Origin of the sequence: Aeromonas sp. FDAARGOS 1409 (assembly GCF_019048705.1) — a bacterium.
Taxonomy (GTDB): domain Bacteria; phylum Pseudomonadota; class Gammaproteobacteria; order Enterobacterales; family Aeromonadaceae; genus Aeromonas; species Aeromonas sanarellii.
In genome coordinates, this window is sequence record NZ_CP077395.1 from 3,443,704 (window position 1) to 3,462,720 (window position 19,017).

Below are 19,017 nucleotides of genomic sequence, written 5' to 3' on the forward strand. Positions count from 1 at the left end.
CGCCGTGTCATGACGTCTTTCGCAGGGTTCTGAGGAAGGGGATGCCGCGCTGATCGTGGCTTATCTCCACCGGCACCTGGTAGAGGCGCTCGATGAGGGCGGCGTCGAGCACCCGGACGGGGGGGCCGAAGGCTTGCAGCTCCCCCCCTGCCAGCACGATCAGCTGATCGGCAAACTGGGCCGCCAGGTTGAGATCGTGCAGTACCACCAGGGTGATCCACTGCTGCACCCGGGTCTGCTGGCACAGGTGCTCCATCAGCTGCATCTGGTGGTGCAGGTCCAGGGCGCTGACCGGCTCGTCCAGCATCATGATGCGGGGATCGCGCAGCAGCACCTGGGCGAAGAGCACCATCTGCCGCTGGCCGCCGCTCAGGGAGTAGAGGGGGCGATCTGCCAGATGGGCGATGCCGAGCGCCTGCAGGGCGCGGCCGGCCGCCAGTATGTCCTCGTCCGCGAGGCGCATGGAGAGGCTGTCGAGGCGCCCGAGCACCACCACTTCGATGACGCTGAGGTCCAGCTCCAGCTGGATGTTCTGGGGCATGTAGCCAAACTGCTGGCGCCACCTGGCCTGCGTCATCTGGCGGGCACTTTGGTCCCCCAGGCGGATGTCGCCACTGTCCGGGGTCAGTTCACCAAAGAGGGTGCGCATCAAGGAGGTCTTGCCGGTCCCGTTTGGGCCGATGATCACATGGACCTGACCCGGATGCAGAGTGAGGCTGAGATCCCGCAGCAGGGTCTGCTGGCCGAGGGAGAGGGAGAGTCGGGATATTTCAAGCACGTTTACGCCCCCTGCCGAGGATCAACCAGATGAAGAAGGGCACGCCAATGAGCGCGGTGACGATGCCGATGGGGAAGAGGGCTCCCGGAATGATGGACTTGGAGAGCACCGAGGCCGCCGAGAGCATGCAGGCGCCGCACAGGGCGGAGAGGGGGATCAAAAAGCGCTGATCTTCCCCCACCAGCATGCGGGCGATATGGGGGGCCACCAGGCCGACGAAGCCGATCACGCCGACGAAGCTGGTGGCGGTGGCGGTGAGCAAGGCGACCAGCACCAGGGTCTTCATGCGCAGCCTGTCGACGTTGACCCCGAGGCTGCGGGCGCGGGCTTCCCCGAGGCGCAGGCTGGTGAGGGCCCAGGCATCCCGGTAGATGAGCAGGGTGCAGATCAGGGTGACGACGGCGGTGATGATCAGGGAGTCCCAGGTGGTGCGCATCAGGCTGCCAAACAGCCAGAACAGGATCTGCTGGTTGAGCTCGGGGGAGGAGAGGAACTGCAGCAGGGAGAGCAGGGACTGGAACAGGAACAGCAGGGCGATGCCCGCCAGGATCAGGGTCTGGCTGCTGACATGGCGCATCATGGCCAGTCCAAACAGCAGGCAGGCGGCAAACATGCACACAATGAAGGCACCGGCCGGGATGGCCACCAGGGGAGGAAGCCCGAGGCCGCCGGTGTAGAGGGCCAGCGCCGCGCCCAGGCCCGCCGCCGCCGCGAGCCCGAGGGTATAGGGACTGGCGAGGGGGTTGTCCAGCAGGGTCTGCATCTGCACGCCGCCAAGGCCGAGGGAGGCTCCGACCACCAGGGCCATGAGGGCGATGGGCAGGCGCATGTCGTGGACGATGGTGCGGGTCATGGGATCGGCCTGGGCGGGGGAAACCAGGGCATCGATCACGTCGTGCAGGGCCAGCAGGGAGGGGCCGGTGGCGATGTCGAGCACCAGGGTAATGCACAGGACCAGGGTGAGCAGCAGGAGCCAGTGCCAGCGACGGCGCTCCCGTTGCCGCTGCCGGGCGAGGGTCTGCTGCAGGGCAGCCAAATCATTCATGATGTCAATCCTGAAACGGGCGCCGCAAGAGGCGCCCACACAATCCAAGAGGGTTGCTGAAGAGGGTGTGGCCGAGGTGGGCCGCACCCGAATTGCCGGGGTTAGCTTGCGTCATCCTGCTTGATGCCCAGCATGAAGGTGCCCTGGGGACGGATGGGCAGGTAGTGCTGATAGAACGCCTGATAGGTGGCCAGGGGATCGAGATCCTGGAAGAGGTCCGGATAGAGGGCCTTGGCCATGAACTCGATGAGGGCGGCATCCATGATGCTGCGGGTGGCGCCGTGATAGACCGCGTAGAGGCGACCCTCCTTCACCGCAGGCAGCTCGCTCCAGCCCGGACGGGCAGCAAAGCCTTGCAGACGCTGGCGCACGGTCTCTGCCGACACATCCTGGCCCACCTGCATGGCGACAGCACTGCTCACGCTCTCGTAGCCCGCCATCAGGATCACCTCGGGCTTGCTCGCCAGCAGTTGTTCCGGGTGGATGGGGCCCCAGCGATCGACGAAGGGGGCGGCCACGTTGTCGCCACCGGCCAGCAGGGCCATGGCGCCCCACATGTCCTTGCCATAGGTGTAGCTGTACTCGGCCGGCCCCTTGTCACCCAGCTCGATGTAGACCCGGGGCGGCGTGCGCTTCGCGGCGGCAATGCGGGAGGTGATGGTGTCAATCTTGGCCTTGTACTCGTCGGCCATCTTCCGGGCGCGGGCCTCCTGGCCGGTCAGCTTGCCAAGCAGCAGGGTGCTCGCCATGTGCTGTGCCAGGGTCTGGGCGTTGTAGTCGATGACCACCACCGGGATCCCCGCCTGCTCAAGGCGTGGCAGGTCCGCGGCCAGGGCTTCATATTGCCACTTCGCCAGGATCACCAGGTCGGGCTTGACCGCCAGGGTCTTCTCGATGGAGAAACTCTGATCCTGCACGTTGCCAAGGTCGGGGACCTTGGCCAGTTGTGGCTGGCTGGCCACATAGAGCGACCAGATGGCGGGACGGGACTTCATGAACCAGCCCAGGGACATGCCCACCAGGCGTTCGGCCCCGCCTTCACCGGCCACCGCCAGGTAATCCTCGGGATAGAAACCGAGCACGATGCGGCTTGCCGGAAGGCTGAGGGAGACCTTGCGGCCCATCACATCTTCCACTTCAACGGGGGGAGCGGCCTGCGCCATCCAGCTCACCAGGACGAGCTGGCCGAGCAGCAGCAACTTTGCCAGGGGGTGAAGAAACATCTTGTAACACCTCGAGAATAGAGACGGTCAAAAAAGAAAGTGAGAACTATTGCTATTCGTGAGCGCAAAAGCAACAAACGTTTGTGTCATCCCCTCTCTTGTTATTTCTGTCATTACTGGAACCGGTTCCACAAGAGCACCAGGAGAGAGTCTCATCCCCCGGTTTTCTGCCTTCTCGGGCCACGAAGGGAGTGGCGCCCGGTATGGCACCCATGGATTTGCCCATGATCCAGTGTCTGTGAGTGGGGTTGCTCACGAAATGGTACCGGGCAGAGGCCGCCGTAGTGCTCCCCCCGTCTGGCCCGGCGCCGATGTCGATCCCTGACAGAGGCCGCCAGCAGGGGCTGGGGGGGCGACAGTTTCCTGCGCAGCGATGGCAGACACTGCCCATTCGGGTATTGCCCGTCACCTTGGCGCAACATTTTGTTGTCATTGTTAGCCAGCTCGCAGCAGCCCCGGCGCCGACGGGGCAGAGTGGGCGCGCAGTTTCGGCCGGGGGCTGACATGCCTCCCGTTGATGGCTGCATCCAAGGTGCTGCGGCCCGCCTTGCGCGGGGCGCCAATAACACGAACTGCAAATAAAAAAAGGAAACTGACCATGTCAGGAAGACACTCTCTCGTGGCGCTGGCCGTCGGGCTGGCGCTCGCTGGACAGGCGCAGGCGCAACTGCTTATCAGCGAATATCTGGAAGGATCCAGCAACAACAAGGCGGTGGAGCTGAGCAATGTGGGCTCCAGCATCATCGACCTCTCCCAATACCGGTTGGCACTCTATGCCAACGGCAAACCCCTCACCGAGGCCCCCACCAACAGCCTGGCGCTGCAGGGCACCCTGGCGCCGGGGGCCAGCCTGGTGCTGGCCAACCCCTCCGCCAGCAGCGAGATCCTGGCCAAGGCCAATCAGACCAGCGGCAACCTGGTGTTCAACGGTGACGACGCCCTGGTGCTCTATCGCGGCAGCGAGCTTGTGGACAGCTTCGGCCAGGTGGGGGTGGATCCGGGCACGGCCTGGGTATCGGGCAACGTCTCGACCCTGGACATGACCCTGCGCCGCAAGGCCACCGTCACCACGGGCCGGGTCGATGCGACCGCCCCTTTCGATCCAGCGCTCGAATATGTGGCTGCTCTCAAGGATGACGCCAGTGGTCTGGGCTGCAGCGGCGATGGTCCCTGCGATGGTACCCAGCCGCCCGCCTTCGTCTGCCCGGTGGACAGCCTGGTGCCGGTGCCTGCCATTCAGGGCCCTGGCAGCAGCAGCCCCCTGGTGCCGGCCGGCAAGTTTGAGTCCGAACAGGCCTATGCCACCCGCGGCGTGGTGACCCAGGTGGTGAGCGGCCTCTACAAGGGCTTCTTCATTCAGGACGTGCAGGGGGACGGGGATCCGGCCACCTCCGATGGCCTCTTCGTCTACAGCACCAAGGCCAACGCTGCCATAGTGCCGGGGGCCGAGGTGTGCGTCTCGGGCAAGGTGAAGGAGTATTTCAACCAGACCCAGCTCAGTGCCGACGAACTGGTGGTGACCCAGCCTGCCGGCGCCGTGCCGGCGGCGGTGGATCTGCTGCCGGTGGCGGGGGAAAGCCTGAGCCAGCTGCTGGAGCGTCACGAGGGGATGCAGGTGCGGCTGGTGCCCGAATCCAGCCTGGTGGTGACCCGCAACTTCAGCTTCGACTACGACGGCAAGCGCAACAACCTGGTGCTGGCCTATGGCGCGCCGCTCATCAAGTCGACCCAGAAGTTTGCCGCCCTGAGCGAGGAGGCGAGCCAGTGGGCCCTGCGCAACCAGCAGAACCAGCTGGTTGTGGAGACCGACGCCAAGGCGCCGGACGGCGTGCTGCCCTGGTATCCCGGCTTCAATGCCGAGGACGGTTACCTGCGCATCGGCGACAGGCTCAACGGGCTGGAGGGGGCGCTTGGTTACTCCTACAACCTGTTCAGGCTGGTGGCGAACAACCGCATCGACGCCAGCAACATCGATCACAGCGGCTGGGATCGGGTGGAAACCCCCGAGCTCGCCGAGGCGGGGGATCTGCGGGTCGCGAGCTTCAACGTGCTCAACTTCTTCACCACTGTGGTGGGGGGGGATGCCAACCCCACCGGCAGCAACCGGGGCGCCCTCACGGTGGCGGAGTTCGAGCTGCAGCGCACCAAGATCGTCAGCGCCATCACCCGCCTCAATGCCGACGTGGTGGGGCTGATGGAGATAGAGAACAACGGCTATGGCGACAACTCCGCCATCGCCAACCTGGTGGGGGCCCTCAACGCCGCCCAGCCGGACGAGGAGGATCACTACCGCTGGATTGCCTCGCCGGATGGCAAGCCCATCGGCACCGACGCCATCACTGTGGGCCTCATCTACCGGCCCGCCAAGGTGACCCCGGAGGGGGCCGCCAGCCTCATCGCGCTGCCGGTGCAGCAGGCCGAGGCGCAGGACGCCAGCGGCAAGCCGGTGACCATCAACCAGGGGATGCGCGAGTCGCTGGTACAGCGCTTCAGCTCGCCCAAGGGGGATGCGCCCCTGACCCTGGTGGTCAACCACCTCAAGTCCAAGGGCTCCGCCTGCTTCGAGGATTACCCCGACTACGCCACAGCCGATCCGCTGGATGGCCAGGGCCACTGCAATGCGCTGCGGGTCTCCGCCGCCAAGGTGCTGGGGGAACAGCTCAAGGGGGTGAGCGGGGATCTGCTGCTTATCGGCGACATGAACGCCTACGGCATGGAGGATCCCATCCGGGTGCTGACCGACTATGATCCGGCCGCCCAGTCGCGCCAGATCATGAGCGCCTCCTTCACCACATTGGCGGGTCAGCCCTTCGAGGAGAGCGGCAGCGCCCTGGGCAAGGGGTATGGGTTCATCAACCTCAACACCCGCTTCCACGGCACCGACACCTACTCCTACAGCTATGAGGGAGAGCTCGGCAACCTGGATCACGCCCTGGCCAATCCGAGCCTCGCGGCCAAGGTGATCGGCATCGAGGATTGGCACATCAACTCCGCCGAGAGCAACTTCTTCGAGTACGGCAGCAAGTACAGCGGCCAGCTGGCGAAATCCGAAGGGCCCTTCAGCGCCTCGGATCACGACCCCGTGCTGGTGGCCATCCAGTATCCGCTGCCCCCCGCCGGGGTGTTGAGCCTCGAGAGCGCCGCCGCGAATGTGGAGGAGGGCAGCACCTTGTCCCTGACCGTCAGCCGCAGCGACGGCAGTCATGGGGAGGCCAGCGTCGGTTACCGCATTGCCTACGGCAGCGCCGATGCCAACGACGTGGCACCCCTCACCGGCACCCTGCACTGGGGGGCGGGCGAGAGCGACAGCCAGACCATCAGCATCCCGGTGAAGAGCGACACCCTGCGCGAAGGGGACGAGACATTCACCCTGGAGCTGTTTGATGCGAGCGGCGCGGCCCTGGGGGATCAGCACCAGACCCTGGTGACCATCAAGGACAAGCTGGCGCCGTCCACCATTGCGCTGGCTCACCCCACCCTGACGGTGAACGAGGGGCAGTGGTTTGCCGAGATCCCCCTGGTGCGCACCGGCGATCTCAGCAAGCCCGCCCGTGCCAGGGTGAGCCTTGAGGGGAGCACGGCGCGCTGGGGGCTGGACTTCCTGCCCTGGCTCGGCCAGTCGGTGAGCTGGGCCGCGGGCGAGGGGGGCAGCAAGTCGGTCAAGGTGCTGATCATCGATGACTGGTTTGTCGAGCCCACCGAGCAGTTCAGCGTGAACCTCGAGAAGCTGAAAGGGGCCCAGCCGGGCGCCGTCCAGCAGACCCGGGTCGACATTCTGGACAACGACAAGTCCTGGTGGCCCTTCGGTCGCAAGTAACCGGGAGAAAGCATGACAACGGGAGCCATCATGGCTCCCGTTTTTTTATGAAGGGCGCCGTGCTCTGCATCTGGCGCGAGGGCAACCTCGGCCCGGACGCTGGCTGCCGGCGAACGCGCCCAGGGGGATGGCGATCACAGCACCCATGACAGGCTCAGGGTGCCAAAGTCGGTCTGCTCTCGCTGGGTGTCGAAGGTCTCGGTGAAAAAGGTGCGGGCGAACCCCAGGGTCAACTTGCCGCGCCGCAGGCAGAAGCCGAAGGAGCCCATGCCGATGACGGGCTCGGAATCGACGGAGTGACTGGTGCGAAACAGGGTGCCGTCGAGGGGCAGGTAGTGAACGACCCCGTAGGCACCGCCGCCGCCAAAGAGCGAGACCGACCAGCGATTCTGCGGCGCAATGCCGACCGTGGAGGCGGCATTGAGGCCGGAGCGCAGGGCGGTGACCCCCAGGGCATCCACCAGATCCCAGCCTATTTCGCCATAGAGACCGACCCCGGCTCCGGTGAAATAGTTGCCGACTCCGGCGGTGGCCAGGGGCACCAGACGCCATTCCAGCTCTGCCGCCGTGTGTCCGGCGGCGGCGAGGTGGGCCACCGTGTAGTTGAGGTTGACGATGGGTTCGTTCGGTAGCTGGGTATCCCAGCCTTGCGGCTTGTCGGCCCCGATCAGGCGATGGAACTCCCGCTGGGTGTCGTCGGCCTGGGAGGCGGGGCCCACCACCCCCAGTTTGAGCTGCCAGGCGTGGCTCCAGTCCCACCTGCGGGCATAGAGAGTGCTGTCGACCACCAGCACCCCTGAGTAGGGCTGATCGTCGACATCGGGATGGGGTTCCCCTATGTCGTCCGGGGTGTTGATCTCTTGGGCCAGGGCCCAGGAGGCATAAGTGGAATAGCCCTCATCGGCCACGAACGGCAGAAATGACCAGAGCCGGGTCCATTGACCGAGTGCACCCTGGTCATCGGGGTCTATGTCCCCAGATACCCAGGCGATCCCCACGCCATTGGTGTAGTTGTTGTCGGAGCCGGTAAAGACATCGTTCTCCACCGTGAGGGTCAGGGTGCCCTCCATGGCCTGGCTGGCGCCGCTCAGCAGCAGCCCCGTCAGCATCAGCGCTGTGCGTCCCTTGTTCACTATGCTCGCTCCTCTGCGCCAGCGGCCTGCGCCAGGGTGCGCCCGGTCTCCTTGACCGGGGCGATCCGGAACCAGGCAGCATAGAGGGAGGGCACGAAGAAGATGGTCAGCAGGGTGGCGATGGTCAGCCCCCCCATGATGGCGATGGCCATGGGGCCCCAGAAGACACTGCGGGTCAGGGGGATCATGGCCAGCACGGTGGCCGCCGCCGTCAGCATCACCGGGCGGGCCCGCATCACGGCGGCCTCGACCACGGCGCTCCAGGGATCCCGGCCACTGGCGGTCTCTATCTGGATCTGGTCGATCAGGATCACCGAGTTGCGCATGATCATGCCGCACAGGGCGATGACGCCCAGGATGGCGACAAAGCCCAGGGGCGCCTGGAACAGCAGCAGGGCGGCCACCACCCCGATCATCCCAAGCGGCGCGGTCAGCAGCACCATGGTCATCAGGGAAAAGCTCTGCAGTTGCAGCATCAGGATCAGCAAGATGGTGATCAGCATCACGGGGGCCACGGCGATCAGCGCCTCGTTGGCCTTGTTGCTCTCCTCGACCGCGCCGCCGACGTCAATCCGGTAACCGGAGGGCAGGGTCGCCTCTATCTCCTTGAACAGGGGGGTGATGGCCTGGGTCACGGAGACCGCCTGGGCGCCGTCCACCACGTCGGCCCGCACCGTGATCGCCATGTCACGGTTGCGCCGCCACAGCACAGGTTCTTCCAGCCCATGGCGTACGGTCGCAATCTGCGACAGTGACACCACTGTGCCCTGGCTCGTGTAGAGGTTGACGTCCTTCAGGGTCTCGACGTCGAGTCGCTCCGAGGGAATGGCGCGGGCGACTACGTCGATCAGCTCCTCGCCGTCGCGCAACTGGGTCAGGGTCACCCCCTGCATCAGGGACTGGGTCGCCATCGCCACCTCCGCGGGGGAGAGCCCCAGGGCGCGCACCTTCTCCTGATCGAGCTCGACCCCGAGGGCGCGCACCGGATCGTTCCAGTCGAGCTGGACGTCGCGCACCTGGGGATGACTCGCTACCAGGTGTTCGATCCTGCGGGCGATGGCACGCACCACCTGGGTGTCGGCGCCGACGATGCGGTACTGGATCGGGAAGCCCACCGGTGGCCCGAGCTCGAGGCGGGTGACGCGCACCCAGGCCTGGGGGAACCGCTCGCCGGCCATGGCCATCAGGCGCGAACGCACGCGCTCACGGGCCTCCAGATCCCGGGTCATCACCACGAACTGGGCATAGCCCGGGTTGGGCATCTCGGGATCCAGGGAGAGGTAGAAGCGCGGCGCGCCGGCCCCCGTGTAGGCGGTGTAGAAGCGCACGTCTTCGTCCTTGGCCAGCACCTGCTCCAGGCCCTTGACCTGCGCTGTGGTCGCGGCGAACGAGGCCCCTTCCTTGACCCGCAGCTCGACGATGAGCTCGGGGCGCGTGCTGTTGGGGAAGAACTGTTGCGGCACCAGCTTGACCGCCAGCACGGCCAGCACCAGGGCCCCGAAGGTGACGCCGATGACCAGCCAGCGGCGCGCGATGGCCTGCTGGATCCAGCCACGCAGCTTGCGATAGCCCTTGGTGTCATAAGGGCCCGCATCCCCATGGTGATGGCCGAGTCGGTCCGGCAGCATCTTGACGGCGAGGTAGGGGGTGAAGAGGCCCGAGCAGAGCCAGGAGAAGATCACCGCCACGCCGACGATCCAGAAGATGCCGCCGGCGTACTCCCCCGTGGTGGACTGTGAGAAACCCACCGGCATGAAGGCGGCGGCGGTGATCAGGGCACCGGAGAGACGGGGCATGGCGGTCGCCTGATAGGAGTAGGAGGCGGCCTTGACCTTGTCCCAGCCCGCTTCCATCTTCACCACCATCATCTCGAGGGCGATGATGGCGTCGTCCACCAGCAGGCCCAGGGCGATGATGAGCGACCCCAGGGAGATCCGCTCCAGATTCCAGCCTGTCCCCAGCATGAAGATGGCGACCATGCACAGCACCAGGGGCACCGACAGGGCGACCACTATGCCGGTGCGCCAACCCAGGCTCAGCAGGCTGACGATGACGACGATCACCAGGGCCTCCACCAGGGAGCGCTCGAAGTCCCAGACCGCCTCCTTGACCGTGGTGGGCTGGTCGGCGACCTGCTCGAGCTCGACACCGTAGGGCAGCTCGTGCTGGATCTCGGTGATGACGGTCTCAAGCGCCGCGCCCAGCTGGACTATGTTGCCGTCATTGGTCATGGAGAGACCCAGCATCAGCACCTGCTGGCCGTTGTGGCGGATGCTGTAGGTCTGGGGATCCTCATAGCCCCGGCGCACAGTGGTGAAGTCGCCGAGCTTGATCAGGCGTCCGCCTGCGGCAATGGGCAGGTTGCGAATGTCGTCGAGACTGCGGAACTGGCCGCTGATCCGCACATGGATCCGGTCGGAGGCGGTATCGAGGGAGCCTGCCGGCAGGATGGCGTTCTGGCTCTTCAGGGCCGCCATGATCTGCACAGGCTGGATGCCCAGCGCCGCCAGGCGTTCGTGGGAGAATTCGATATGGACTTTTTCCGTCTGCTTGCCGAGCAGATCCACCTTCTTGACCATGGGGACTTTCAACAGGCGGCGCTTGATGATCTCCCCCTGATCGGCGAGATCCGCGAGGCTGACCCCATCCCCCTTGATGGCGTACATCAGGCCGTAGACGTCGCCAAATTCGTCGTTGAAGATGGGGCCCACGACCCCCTCTGGCAGCTCGAGCTCGAGATCGCTGAACTTCTTTCGCGCCTGGTACCAGGCCTCCTGCTGATCCGCCTTGGAGGTGCCCCCCTTGACGGTGATCAGCATGCCGCCGAACCCCTGGCGGGCGAAGGTCTTGACCTTCTCGAAGTGGTCGAGCTGCTCGAACTTCTTCTCCATGCGGTTGAGCACTTCATCCTGGAGCTGCTGCGCCGTGGCGCCGGGCCAGACCACCATGGCGGTCATGGAGGGCACCGAGAAGTTGGGGTCCTCCAGCTGACCCAGCCTGCCAAAGCCCAGGGTCCCCGCCACCGTCACCAGCAGGATCAGGAACAGCACCACGGCGCGGTGGCTCAGCGCCCATTCGGTGAGATTGAACGATTTCATGGGGTCACTTCCTCACGTTCAGAGCGTGATGCGGATGCGGGCAGGGCGACTCTCAGCCCTGGCGCCATCTTCTGCACCCCGGCGGTGACGACGAGGGCGCCCTCGGCGGGACCGGAGACGAGCACCTCGTCGCTGCGATAGCCCTGGATGGCGACCTTGACCAGCTTGACGGTGCCCGTATTGCCCTTGCCGTCCTGTTGCACCGTCCACACGGCCGGCGCCCCCTGCTCCTGGGTCAGGGCCGTAGCGGGGAGGGTAGCGACGCGGGTGCCCTCATCGGTGCGCTCGGCGATCAGGGTGGCGGTCGCCCCCAGCGGCAGTGCTCTGGGCTCGACCGGCTTGAGGCGGGCTCGGTAGGTGCGGGTCTGCGCCGAGGCCTGGGCCGAGAGCTCGCGCAGCTCGACCGCAAAATAGCGCTCCGGCGCCGTGGCCAGCGCGGCCTTGTAGCGTGCGGCCTTGAACTCGGCCAGCCGGTTCTCGGGAATATCCGCCACGATTTCCGGCTTGCCCTCGTTGGCGAGGGTGATGACGGGCTGACCCGCCGCCACCACCTGGCCTGTTTCCATGCGCAGCGCCGTCACCACGCCGCTGATGGGGGCCCGCAGCTGGGTGTAATTGACCTGGTTGCGGGCCAGCTCGAACTGACGGGCCTCCGCCTGTGCCGCCGCCCTGGCGGTGAGCAGGGTGCTGTGTGCCTGCTCCTCGTGGGAGGCGCTGACGGAGCCGTTCTTCTTCAGCTCACTGAGGCGCTGCCAATCCGATTCGGCCTGCCAGGCGGCCGCCTTGGCCGCCGCCAGACGCTGGCGGGCGGCCTCTTCGGCGAGCAGGTAGTCCGCATCATCCAGGATGGCGAGCACATCGCCCTCTTTCACGACCTGGCCGACATCGACCTTGCGCACCAGCACCTTGCCGCCAATGCGAAAGGCCTGTTCGACCTCGTAGCGGGAGGCGACCGAGGCAAAATAGCGCTGGCTGTCGCGCAGGCTGTCGTAATGAAGCGCCATGGTGTTCACCGGTCTGAGTGCGCCCGTGGAGGGGGCGGGCTCGGAGCAGGCACACAGCAAGGCAGTAAGGGTGGCGGCACTGGCCGCGGCGACGAAGGATTTCACGACGATTCCTCGTTAGTGGATAAAGGGGTGGGGGTGATGCGTTTGGACACGGCTGTCTCGGGGGTATGGGTTGTCGCCGGCTCGAAGGCCTGCCAGCCACCGCCCAGCGCCTTGAACAGCGTCACGCTGTCGAGCAGGGCCTGGGTCTGGCTGTCATTGGCGCCGAGCTGCACGGTCAGGCGTGCGCGCTGGGCATCGAGCAGCGGCAACAGATCGATCTGTCCCCGCTGATAGAGGGACTCGGCGTGCTTGAGGGCCATTTGCGCCGACCGTGCGGCCCCTTGCAGCACGTCTGCCCGCTCACGCTCGTCGCGCAGGGCGACCAGGCTGTTCTCCACATCCTCGAGCGCACGGACGATGCCATCCTCGTAGCGCAGCAGCGCCTCGGACTGGGCGCTCTCGGCGATCTCGTTGACGGCGCTGGTTCGGCCCCAGTCCAGCAGCGGCATCGTCATCAGGCCGGCGATGTTGCCAAAGCGGGCCGATCCGAGCGCCATGCCGTTCACATCCAGATCCTCGCGACCGAACAGGGCGCTGACGAACAGGCGGGGGAACCACTGCGTTTTTGCCTGCTGGCGACGCCAGTTCGAGGCTGCCAGCTGGGCACGCAGCGCCAGCAGGTCCGGGCGACGCTCCAGCAGGCTGGCCGGTTGTCCGGGGCGTACCGGCGGGGTCTTGATGACGGCCTGGGAAGGGGTGATCCTGGCGGTCGCCGGCTGGGCGCCGATCAGCACGGCGAGACGATGGCGCGAGACGGCGATCAGGGTGGCGAGTCGCGGCATGGCCGCCCGTGCCTGGGCGGCATCGGTGCGCGCCCGTTCGACATCGAAGGGGGAGGCCAACCCGACCTGCTGGCGCGCCGTCACCAGACGCAAGGTCTCGTCCTGGGCCTCCGAGATGGCGTGTACCGTCTCCAGCTGGCGCTGTGCGCCGACCAGGGTGAAATAGTTGCTGGCCACATCCGTCAGCACCAGCAGACGCACGCCGCGTGCCTGCGCCTCGCTGGCCTCGGCCTCTGCCGCGGCGGCGGCCGCGCCGGCCCGCAGACGGCCGGTGAGATCCACTTCCCACGAGACGCTCAGGCCCGCAGAGAGACTGCTCGTCTCGGGGGCGGCCTGCCGTGCGCCACTGCCATAGCCGTTGTCGCTGTGGCCGGCACTGCCCGTCACCCCCAGGTTGGGCAGGAGGACGGAGCGGCTGATCGTCTCTCCCGCCCGGGCGGCGCGCAGGCGCTGGGCGGCGATGCGGATGTCGCGGTTTGCGTGGGCCGCCTGGACGATCAGCTCGCTGAGCACAGGATCGCCGTAGCTCTCCCACCACTGCACGTCCGGCTCGGCCGCCTCCCGCGAGGTGGCGAAGCTGGCGGGGAGATCCAGAGTGGAGTCCAGTTGGGGCGTGGTGCAGCCAGCCGAGGCAAGCGCCAGGGCAGAGGAGACCAGGGCTGGGATGACGCGCATCCTTCGCGGGCGCGGGGCCCGGGAGATGGCAGGTGCTGGAGACATCGTATAACTCGCATCATGGGGTGGACGGGATCGGGTAGGAAGACTAGCAAGCCGGGCCGCGGCCATGGTCAGGAAGGGGTCGGACTTTGGTCGGAAATGGGTGGGAGCGGGTGGCCGTCAGGGAATGGGGTCAGGACTCTGCCCGGGGGCGTCCTCGCGCTCGAGATCCCGCTCCATCAGGCCGTGCAGCTCCTGCGCCGATGCGAAGTGGCGCTGCGTGCCGGAGACGAGGTTTTCAAGGCGCCCATGGAGCGCATCTGGCGTGGCGTCCCGGTCCAGCTTGACGACGTACATGCGATGGAGGGGGTATTGGGGATCGGATCTGAGGATCATGGGCAGCATCCATCAATATTCGGGCTTGCCGCAGAAGATTACGGGAGTACGAGGGCGAAGTGGTGGATAAAAGGTCGGAATTGGGTGGCGATCTGTTCACAGTCGCGTCATGAAGAGCTCCGTCGGCAGGGGGAGAGAGGGTGGCTCGATATCGCCAGCGGCATGCTGGCCCAGACCCACCATCACGACGCTGCGCCATCCCCGTTCGGCCAGCCCCAGCTAGGCATCCAGCCAGTCAGCATCAAAGTCATCCACGGTGCAAGTGGCCAGGTTCAGGGTCGCCGCTCCCAGCAAGAGTGCGCCCAGGGCCATGTAGATCGGGTGAGAGGCGCCGGCGAGGGCCGCCTGCTCTGCCGCGTGCTCCCGGGGGGCTGCCGGATATTCGGCATGGTGCCCGGGGACGGCCGTCGGCAACGCCCCATCATAGGCGGCCCGCCTCGGCCCTGTTCTGGCGCACAGCACCACGATATGGGACGCCTTGTGGAGCAGGCAGGGGGCGAAGGGGAGCGCCCCGCTGACCACCGCATTGATGCGCCGCTTCGCATCCAGCGAGGAGGCCACCATGACATGCCAGGGCAGGCGGTGCTGTGATGGCTGGCCAAGGCAGGCCAGCGAGCAGAGCTCGTCGATGATCGACTCTGGCAGGGGCCTGCCTGAGGCGAATCTATCCTTGCAACGGCCTGACTGACGGCAATCACAGATATCCATGGGGGCACCGGTATCACGTAAATGGAGGCAAGAGGCCGCCACAAACGCGTGAACGCGACCGATGGCGGCGTCAGGTACAAGGAACTCCTGGCCTGCCGTTCAATCCCCCTGTGTCCATGGCTGGGCTTGAATGACGGGGATCGCCAGGCCCTGTCGAGGGTGTTGGCGAGGCGGGGGCCAGAGGATCCCCCTTCTCACACCAGGACGCGGGCCAGTGGCCGGATCACGCCCATTACCTGTCGCAATCGAGTATAAGGACGACGAATGGGCATGTGGTCAGGGAGAGGTGGGGATTCGGTCGGGAGGGGCGCTTATTGAGCCGCCTTGCCGTTTGCAAGGGGGCGCACCGTCCTGACAAGGGGGGCGGGCTCTCCCTGCGCGGCGAGTCGCTCTTCCCATCCGGCGAGCGCCGCCCTCTCTTCTGGCGTCGCAGTACCCTGGTCGCAAAGGGCGGTCAATGCCATGACCTCGAGCCATGGCGCGGCTTGGGCCATGGCCTCGGCGCGTGCATGGCGTGCCGAGGTTGCCGCGGCCGTCACGTCGCCCCTGGCCTGCTCTGTGGCCGCGCGAAGCAGCAACAATTGCGGCAGGACAATGCGCTCCCCGTGGCTGTGCACGAACGCCAGCGCCCGCGCCAGCGTCGCCTGGGCTCCTTCCCACTCCTGCTGGAGGACCAGGGCCTCGGCGGCATAGCCCAGGGTTTCGCTGCTCCCTGACAGCATCCCGAGCGCCCGGTTCTCTTCGTAAGCCAGGCAGATCTGGCGGCCTCCTTCCTGGGGGCTGCCGCAATGGCTCTCTGCCCACCCCTGGAACCAGCGGCAGGCCGCCTTGCCCTGGGCAAGGGAGAAGCGGTCGACGAGGGTCGCCATCTCTCCGGCCAGCGCCGCGACTCGCGCTACGTCGCCATGCCGGATGGCACAGAGCGCATCGCACCAGAGGGTAAACATCAGCGCCATCGGCTGGGCAAGGTGGCGGGAGCGGGCATAAGCCTGCTGGAGGCGTTCGCGCGCCTGATGGAACAGGCCCAGCTGGGCGAGGGAGAGACTCAGCAAGGCGAGCACAGTCGCCTGGGGATCGGCGATGAACCCGATGAAATTGTGCTCTGTCGTCGCCGTCGCCTGCTCGAGGGCCGGCAACGCCAGCTCCAGTACCTCCCTGGCCGCCAGATGATGGCCCTGCATCATGAGCGCATGCCCCTGTATGGTGCAGGCCGCCAGCGTCAGCAGGGGATCCGCCCTCTCGGTGGCGAGGGCTTGCGCCCGTGCGGCTATGGCCAGCGCCTCGTCATACTCGGCCCGAAAATCGAGCAGCAGGCCAAAACCGTGCAGTGCCAGGCCGGCCATGGGATGCGATGGCACCTCGACGAGGCGCCTGGTCGCACGCTGGTAGGCGGCGCGGGTGTCGTCCCCGGCCCCCAGGGTGTGGAAGGCGGCGCAGCCGCGCAGCGTGACCAGGGTGATCTCGAGCGCATGGCGCTGGGCACTCTCCGGCATCTGATCGATTAGATAGAGCGCCCGCTCGGTCAGTCCCATGCACTCGACGGGGCTGAGATGGAGCAAGGCCGCCCGAGCTGCCTCGGCATAATAGCCAAGCGCCTTCATGGGCTCACGGCCCCGATCGAAATGCATCGCCAGTTCGGCGGCCGTTGCGCTCCCGTCCTGCTGGAGCAGGGCCCCTATCTTGCCGTGCCAGGCGGCGCGCACCGCGCCGGGCAAGCCGTCATAAAGGCGCTGGCGGAACAGCTGGTGGTGGAACACGAAGGAAGGCATCACCCCGAGTGCGGGTTCGCTCGATGTGACTTCCGTCAGCCAGAGCCGCTCCCGTGCCAGCCGATCACAGAGCTCCGCCACCTGTACAGGATCGCTGTCCAGCACCCGTGACAGCATGTCGAGACGCAGCGTCATGCCAAACACGGCGGCCGCCGTGAGCAACTGGCGCCGCTCGCCCGAGAGTTTGGCCACATGGTGATCGATCAGGGCGTTCAGGCTCTCGGGGATCCGGGTGCGGGCCAGATCCGCCAGCCCGGCGAGGCTGCCACGGTCGGCCTGGGCGAGGACCTCGTTGGCGAGGGATGCCACGAACAGGGGCACGCCACTCGTGCGTTCATGCAGGGCCTTCACGAATCTGTCCTCGGCGGCCAGCGTCGGCAGCCGCGTGCAGACATAGGTCGCCACATCCCGCTCGGAGAAGGCGTCGAGCAGGATCTCTTCGCACAAGCCCTGCGGGCGCAGCTCGTGTCTGAGCTCGTTGAGAGGATGATCCTGGGCGATGATCTCGGTCAGGCGGAAACTGCCAAGCCACATCAGGCGGCTGTGGCTGCGCCGGCGGGCGAGATAGTCGACAAGCTGCAGGGTGGAGGGATCGCCCCAGTGCAGGTCTTCGGTGATCAGCAGCAGCGGCTGATGCTCGGTGTAACGATCCAGAAACTCGCTCATCTCCCGCAACATGCGCTGCGGGTGGGCGCCGACCAGTTCATTCAGCAGGGCTTCTCGCTGCGCGGCCGAGCAGAGCCAGGGCAGTTGCAGCAGCCAGGTGGGGGCCACGCTGCGAAGGAGGGGGATCGCCTGCTCATCGCGACGGCACAGCTCGGCGATGGCCTCCAGCACCGGCAGATAGGGTTCGCCCGCCCCATGCAGTTGCACGCACTGCCCCCGCACCCAGAGGGCGTGGTCGAGCCCGGAGCAGAAGTGCGCGATCAGGGTGGACTTGCCGATCCCGGGTTCGCCCGCGACCCAGACTATGGTGCGCTGACCCTGAGTCGCCCGTCGCCAGGCGTCCTGCAACCGGGCCAGCTCCTCCCCGCGGCCGATGAATCCCTCGGGGGATGGGGTGCCGATGCTCGGCACCCGGACTGCTGGTGGGAGGGGGCCCTCGGGCGGGGCAGACTCCCCCTGGGGGAGGAGCGGGCAGATGAAGCGATAACCGCGGCGTGAGACCGTCTCTATGAAGCGCGGCTGACGGGGACTGTCTCCCAGCAGGGTGCGAAGATCACTGATGGCCCCTTTCAGCACGGAGGCACTGACGAAGCGATGACCCCATACCCGGTCGAGCAGCTCGTCCTTGGTCAGGAGGGCGCCGGGATCCCGTACCAGGGCACACAAGAGGTTGAACGGGATGGGGGAGAGGGGGATGACCCTGTGGCTGCGCAGCAAGAGTGCGTTGCGTTCATCCAGTTCGAACTCGCCAAAGCGGACATGCAATGGAAGCGATGTACTTGATATCTTTGACATATTCAAACCGTTATACCGCAGGCTGGCAATCGGAATCATCTTAGTCGGCCCGTCATGGGGGTCAAGAAAAAAGACAGCCGTAGCGGCGATGGGGAGAGAAAACCGGGGGCGGCAGTGAAAAAGGGAAGCTAATGACGCCCGCCAGTGGCTTGACGACTAGCCAGATGACACCCATTGGCAATGAGGGGGGCGAGCCACAGGCAGGGCAGAGGTGGCCGTGGCTCCGGTGCTTTTCCAACGGTGACCCAAGAAAAAGGCCCACCTCTCTGGTGGGCCTTCCTCATGGCAGGGCGCTCCTAACGGAGTATCAACCCTGCTCGTTGCTCAGTACCAGCTTGCCATCCTTGACCGGGATGGTGGCGCCGGGTTGTTTCTCCATGCGCACCACCCCTTCCTGGCCGGCGAGGCGGTAGGTGACGTCATAGCCCAGGGTGCGGGTGCTGCTCTCCTGCACCGTCTTGCAGCGCTGCTCAGTGGTGGTGTAGGTGTCGCCCGCCTGCATGTTGCCCTGCACCTGGTTGCCGGCGTAGCCGCCGGCCACGGCACCGGCCGCGGTGGCGATCTTCTTGCCGCTGCCGCCGCCAAACTGGTGGCCGACCACGCCCCCCAGCGCCGCCCCGACCACGGTCCCCAGGATCTTGTGCTCGTCCTGCACCGGCTTGCGGTGGGTGACGGTGACGTTGCGGCACTCCTGGCGCGGCGTCTTGATGGTTTCGGTCACCGGCTTGCTGGCCAGCACCTCGGCAAACTGGGGCTCTGAGGTAAACAGGGATCCGCTGGCGGCGGCCGACAAGGCCAGCGCAGAGGCCACACCGATCCCGATACCTGCCAACATGGATGTGTTCATCGTCTCTCTCCTCATACAGATGCCCACTTCGGGCCTGGGTGCATTCTTGGCATTTTCCCCCTCCGGCTCAAGCAGACCGCCCCCCGACTGCGACAGAGACTGACTGCGCAAAAAACGACCTTGGCAAAAGAGCGTCGGCGATTGGCGACAACGAGGGGCAGGCCTGCACCCTAAGACGTTTCGCTAATACCTGG

The 19,017-nt window shown here is 66.2% G+C and carries 12 protein-coding genes; 1 reads left to right on the top strand and 11 read right to left on the bottom strand.

The features are described from left to right. Positions 1-7 precede the first annotated feature (7 nt). The 3 genes from I6L39_RS16195 to I6L39_RS16205 all read right to left on the bottom strand — a co-directional run bounded on the left by I6L39_RS16195 (position 8) and on the right by I6L39_RS16205 (position 3,046). Positions 8-778 (bottom strand): ABC transporter ATP-binding protein, encoded by a 771-nt coding sequence (locus tag I6L39_RS16195; protein WP_216990225.1) that lies wholly within the window; start codon positions 776-778, stop codon positions 8-10. After that, complete coding sequence (locus I6L39_RS16200) at positions 771-1,823, bottom strand: iron ABC transporter permease (RefSeq protein WP_201873068.1); 1,053 nt, start codon at positions 1,821-1,823, stop codon at positions 771-773. The genes I6L39_RS16195 and I6L39_RS16200 overlap by 8 nt, the downstream gene beginning before the upstream one ends. Before the next feature lie 101 nt (positions 1,824-1,924). Continuing rightward, on the bottom strand, positions 1,925-3,046 hold the full coding sequence (locus tag I6L39_RS16205) for an ABC transporter substrate-binding protein (protein ID WP_216990226.1): 1,122 nt from the start codon (positions 3,044-3,046) through the stop codon (positions 1,925-1,927). 598 nt (positions 3,047-3,644) lie between these two features. Between I6L39_RS16205 and I6L39_RS16210 the strand changes: the two genes are divergently transcribed. Further along, on the top strand, positions 3,645-6,863 hold the full coding sequence (locus tag I6L39_RS16210) for an ExeM/NucH family extracellular endonuclease (protein WP_254203672.1): 3,219 nt from the start codon (positions 3,645-3,647) through the stop codon (positions 6,861-6,863). 134 nt (positions 6,864-6,997) lie between these two features. On the opposite strand, the gene I6L39_RS16215 is transcribed toward I6L39_RS16210, so the two are convergent. The 8 genes from I6L39_RS16215 to I6L39_RS16250 all read right to left on the bottom strand — a co-directional run bounded on the left by I6L39_RS16215 (position 6,998) and on the right by I6L39_RS16250 (position 18,823). Next, the gene (locus I6L39_RS16215; RefSeq protein WP_216990227.1) at positions 6,998-7,996 is read right to left on the bottom strand and encodes a lipid A deacylase LpxR family protein; all 999 of its coding nucleotides are present in this window, start codon (positions 7,994-7,996) and stop codon (positions 6,998-7,000) included. Next, positions 7,996-11,094: an efflux RND transporter permease subunit gene (locus tag I6L39_RS16220; RefSeq protein WP_216990228.1), complete on the bottom strand. Its 3,099-nt coding sequence runs from the start codon at positions 11,092-11,094 to the stop codon at positions 7,996-7,998. Before I6L39_RS16220 ends, I6L39_RS16215 begins: the two co-directional genes overlap by 1 nt. Then, on the bottom strand, positions 11,091-12,203 hold the full coding sequence (locus tag I6L39_RS16225; protein WP_216990229.1) for an efflux RND transporter periplasmic adaptor subunit: 1,113 nt from the start codon (positions 12,201-12,203) through the stop codon (positions 11,091-11,093). Before I6L39_RS16225 ends, I6L39_RS16220 begins: the two co-directional genes overlap by 4 nt. Further along, entirely contained in the window at positions 12,200-13,660 is a 1,461-nt protein-coding gene (locus tag I6L39_RS16230; protein WP_216990230.1) for an efflux transporter outer membrane subunit, read from the bottom strand. The genes I6L39_RS16225 and I6L39_RS16230 overlap by 4 nt, the downstream gene beginning before the upstream one ends. A gap of 162 nt (positions 13,661-13,822) precedes the next feature. After that, positions 13,823-14,038 carry a hypothetical protein gene (locus tag I6L39_RS16235; RefSeq protein WP_042077501.1) on the bottom strand — a complete coding sequence of 72 codons (216 nt, stop codon included), beginning with the start codon at positions 14,036-14,038 and terminating at the stop codon, positions 13,823-13,825. A 219-nt stretch (positions 14,039-14,257) separates the two neighbouring features. Next, on the bottom strand, positions 14,258-14,746 hold the full coding sequence (locus I6L39_RS16240) for a hypothetical protein (RefSeq protein ID WP_216990231.1): 489 nt from the start codon (positions 14,744-14,746) through the stop codon (positions 14,258-14,260). Positions 14,747-15,057: 311 nt separating this feature from the next. After that, positions 15,058-17,976: an AAA family ATPase gene (locus tag I6L39_RS16245; RefSeq protein ID WP_216990232.1), complete on the bottom strand. Its 2,919-nt coding sequence runs from the start codon at positions 17,974-17,976 to the stop codon at positions 15,058-15,060. A gap of 307 nt (positions 17,977-18,283) precedes the next feature. Next, a complete protein-coding gene (locus tag I6L39_RS16250; protein WP_219144221.1) occupies positions 18,284-18,823 on the bottom strand; it encodes a glycine zipper 2TM domain-containing protein in 540 nt (179 codons plus the stop codon). Positions 18,824-19,017: the final 194 nt, after the last annotated feature.

Coding starts and splice junctions, on each gene's coding strand:
- I6L39_RS16220 (WP_216990228.1), bottom strand. CDS start 11,094: ATGAAATCGTTCAATCTCACCGAATGGGCGCTGAGCCACCGCGCCGTG.
- I6L39_RS16205 (WP_216990226.1), bottom strand. CDS start 3,046: ATGTTTCTTCACCCCCTGGCAAAGTTGCTGCTGCTCGGCCAGCTCGTC.
- I6L39_RS16210 (WP_254203672.1), top strand. CDS start 3,645: ATGTCAGGAAGACACTCTCTCGTGGCGCTGGCCGTCGGGCTGGCGCTC.
- I6L39_RS16240 (WP_216990231.1), bottom strand. CDS start 14,746: ATGGATATCTGTGATTGCCGTCAGTCAGGCCGTTGCAAGGATAGATTC.
- I6L39_RS16245 (WP_216990232.1), bottom strand. CDS start 17,976: ATGTCAAAGATATCAAGTACATCGCTTCCATTGCATGTCCGCTTTGGC.
- I6L39_RS16235 (WP_042077501.1), bottom strand. CDS start 14,038: ATGATCCTCAGATCCGATCCCCAATACCCCCTCCATCGCATGTACGTC.
- I6L39_RS16230 (WP_216990230.1), bottom strand. CDS start 13,660: ATGCGCGTCATCCCAGCCCTGGTCTCCTCTGCCCTGGCGCTTGCCTCG.
- I6L39_RS16200 (WP_201873068.1), bottom strand. CDS start 1,823: ATGAATGATTTGGCTGCCCTGCAGCAGACCCTCGCCCGGCAGCGGCAA.
- I6L39_RS16250 (WP_219144221.1), bottom strand. CDS start 18,823: ATGAACACATCCATGTTGGCAGGTATCGGGATCGGTGTGGCCTCTGCG.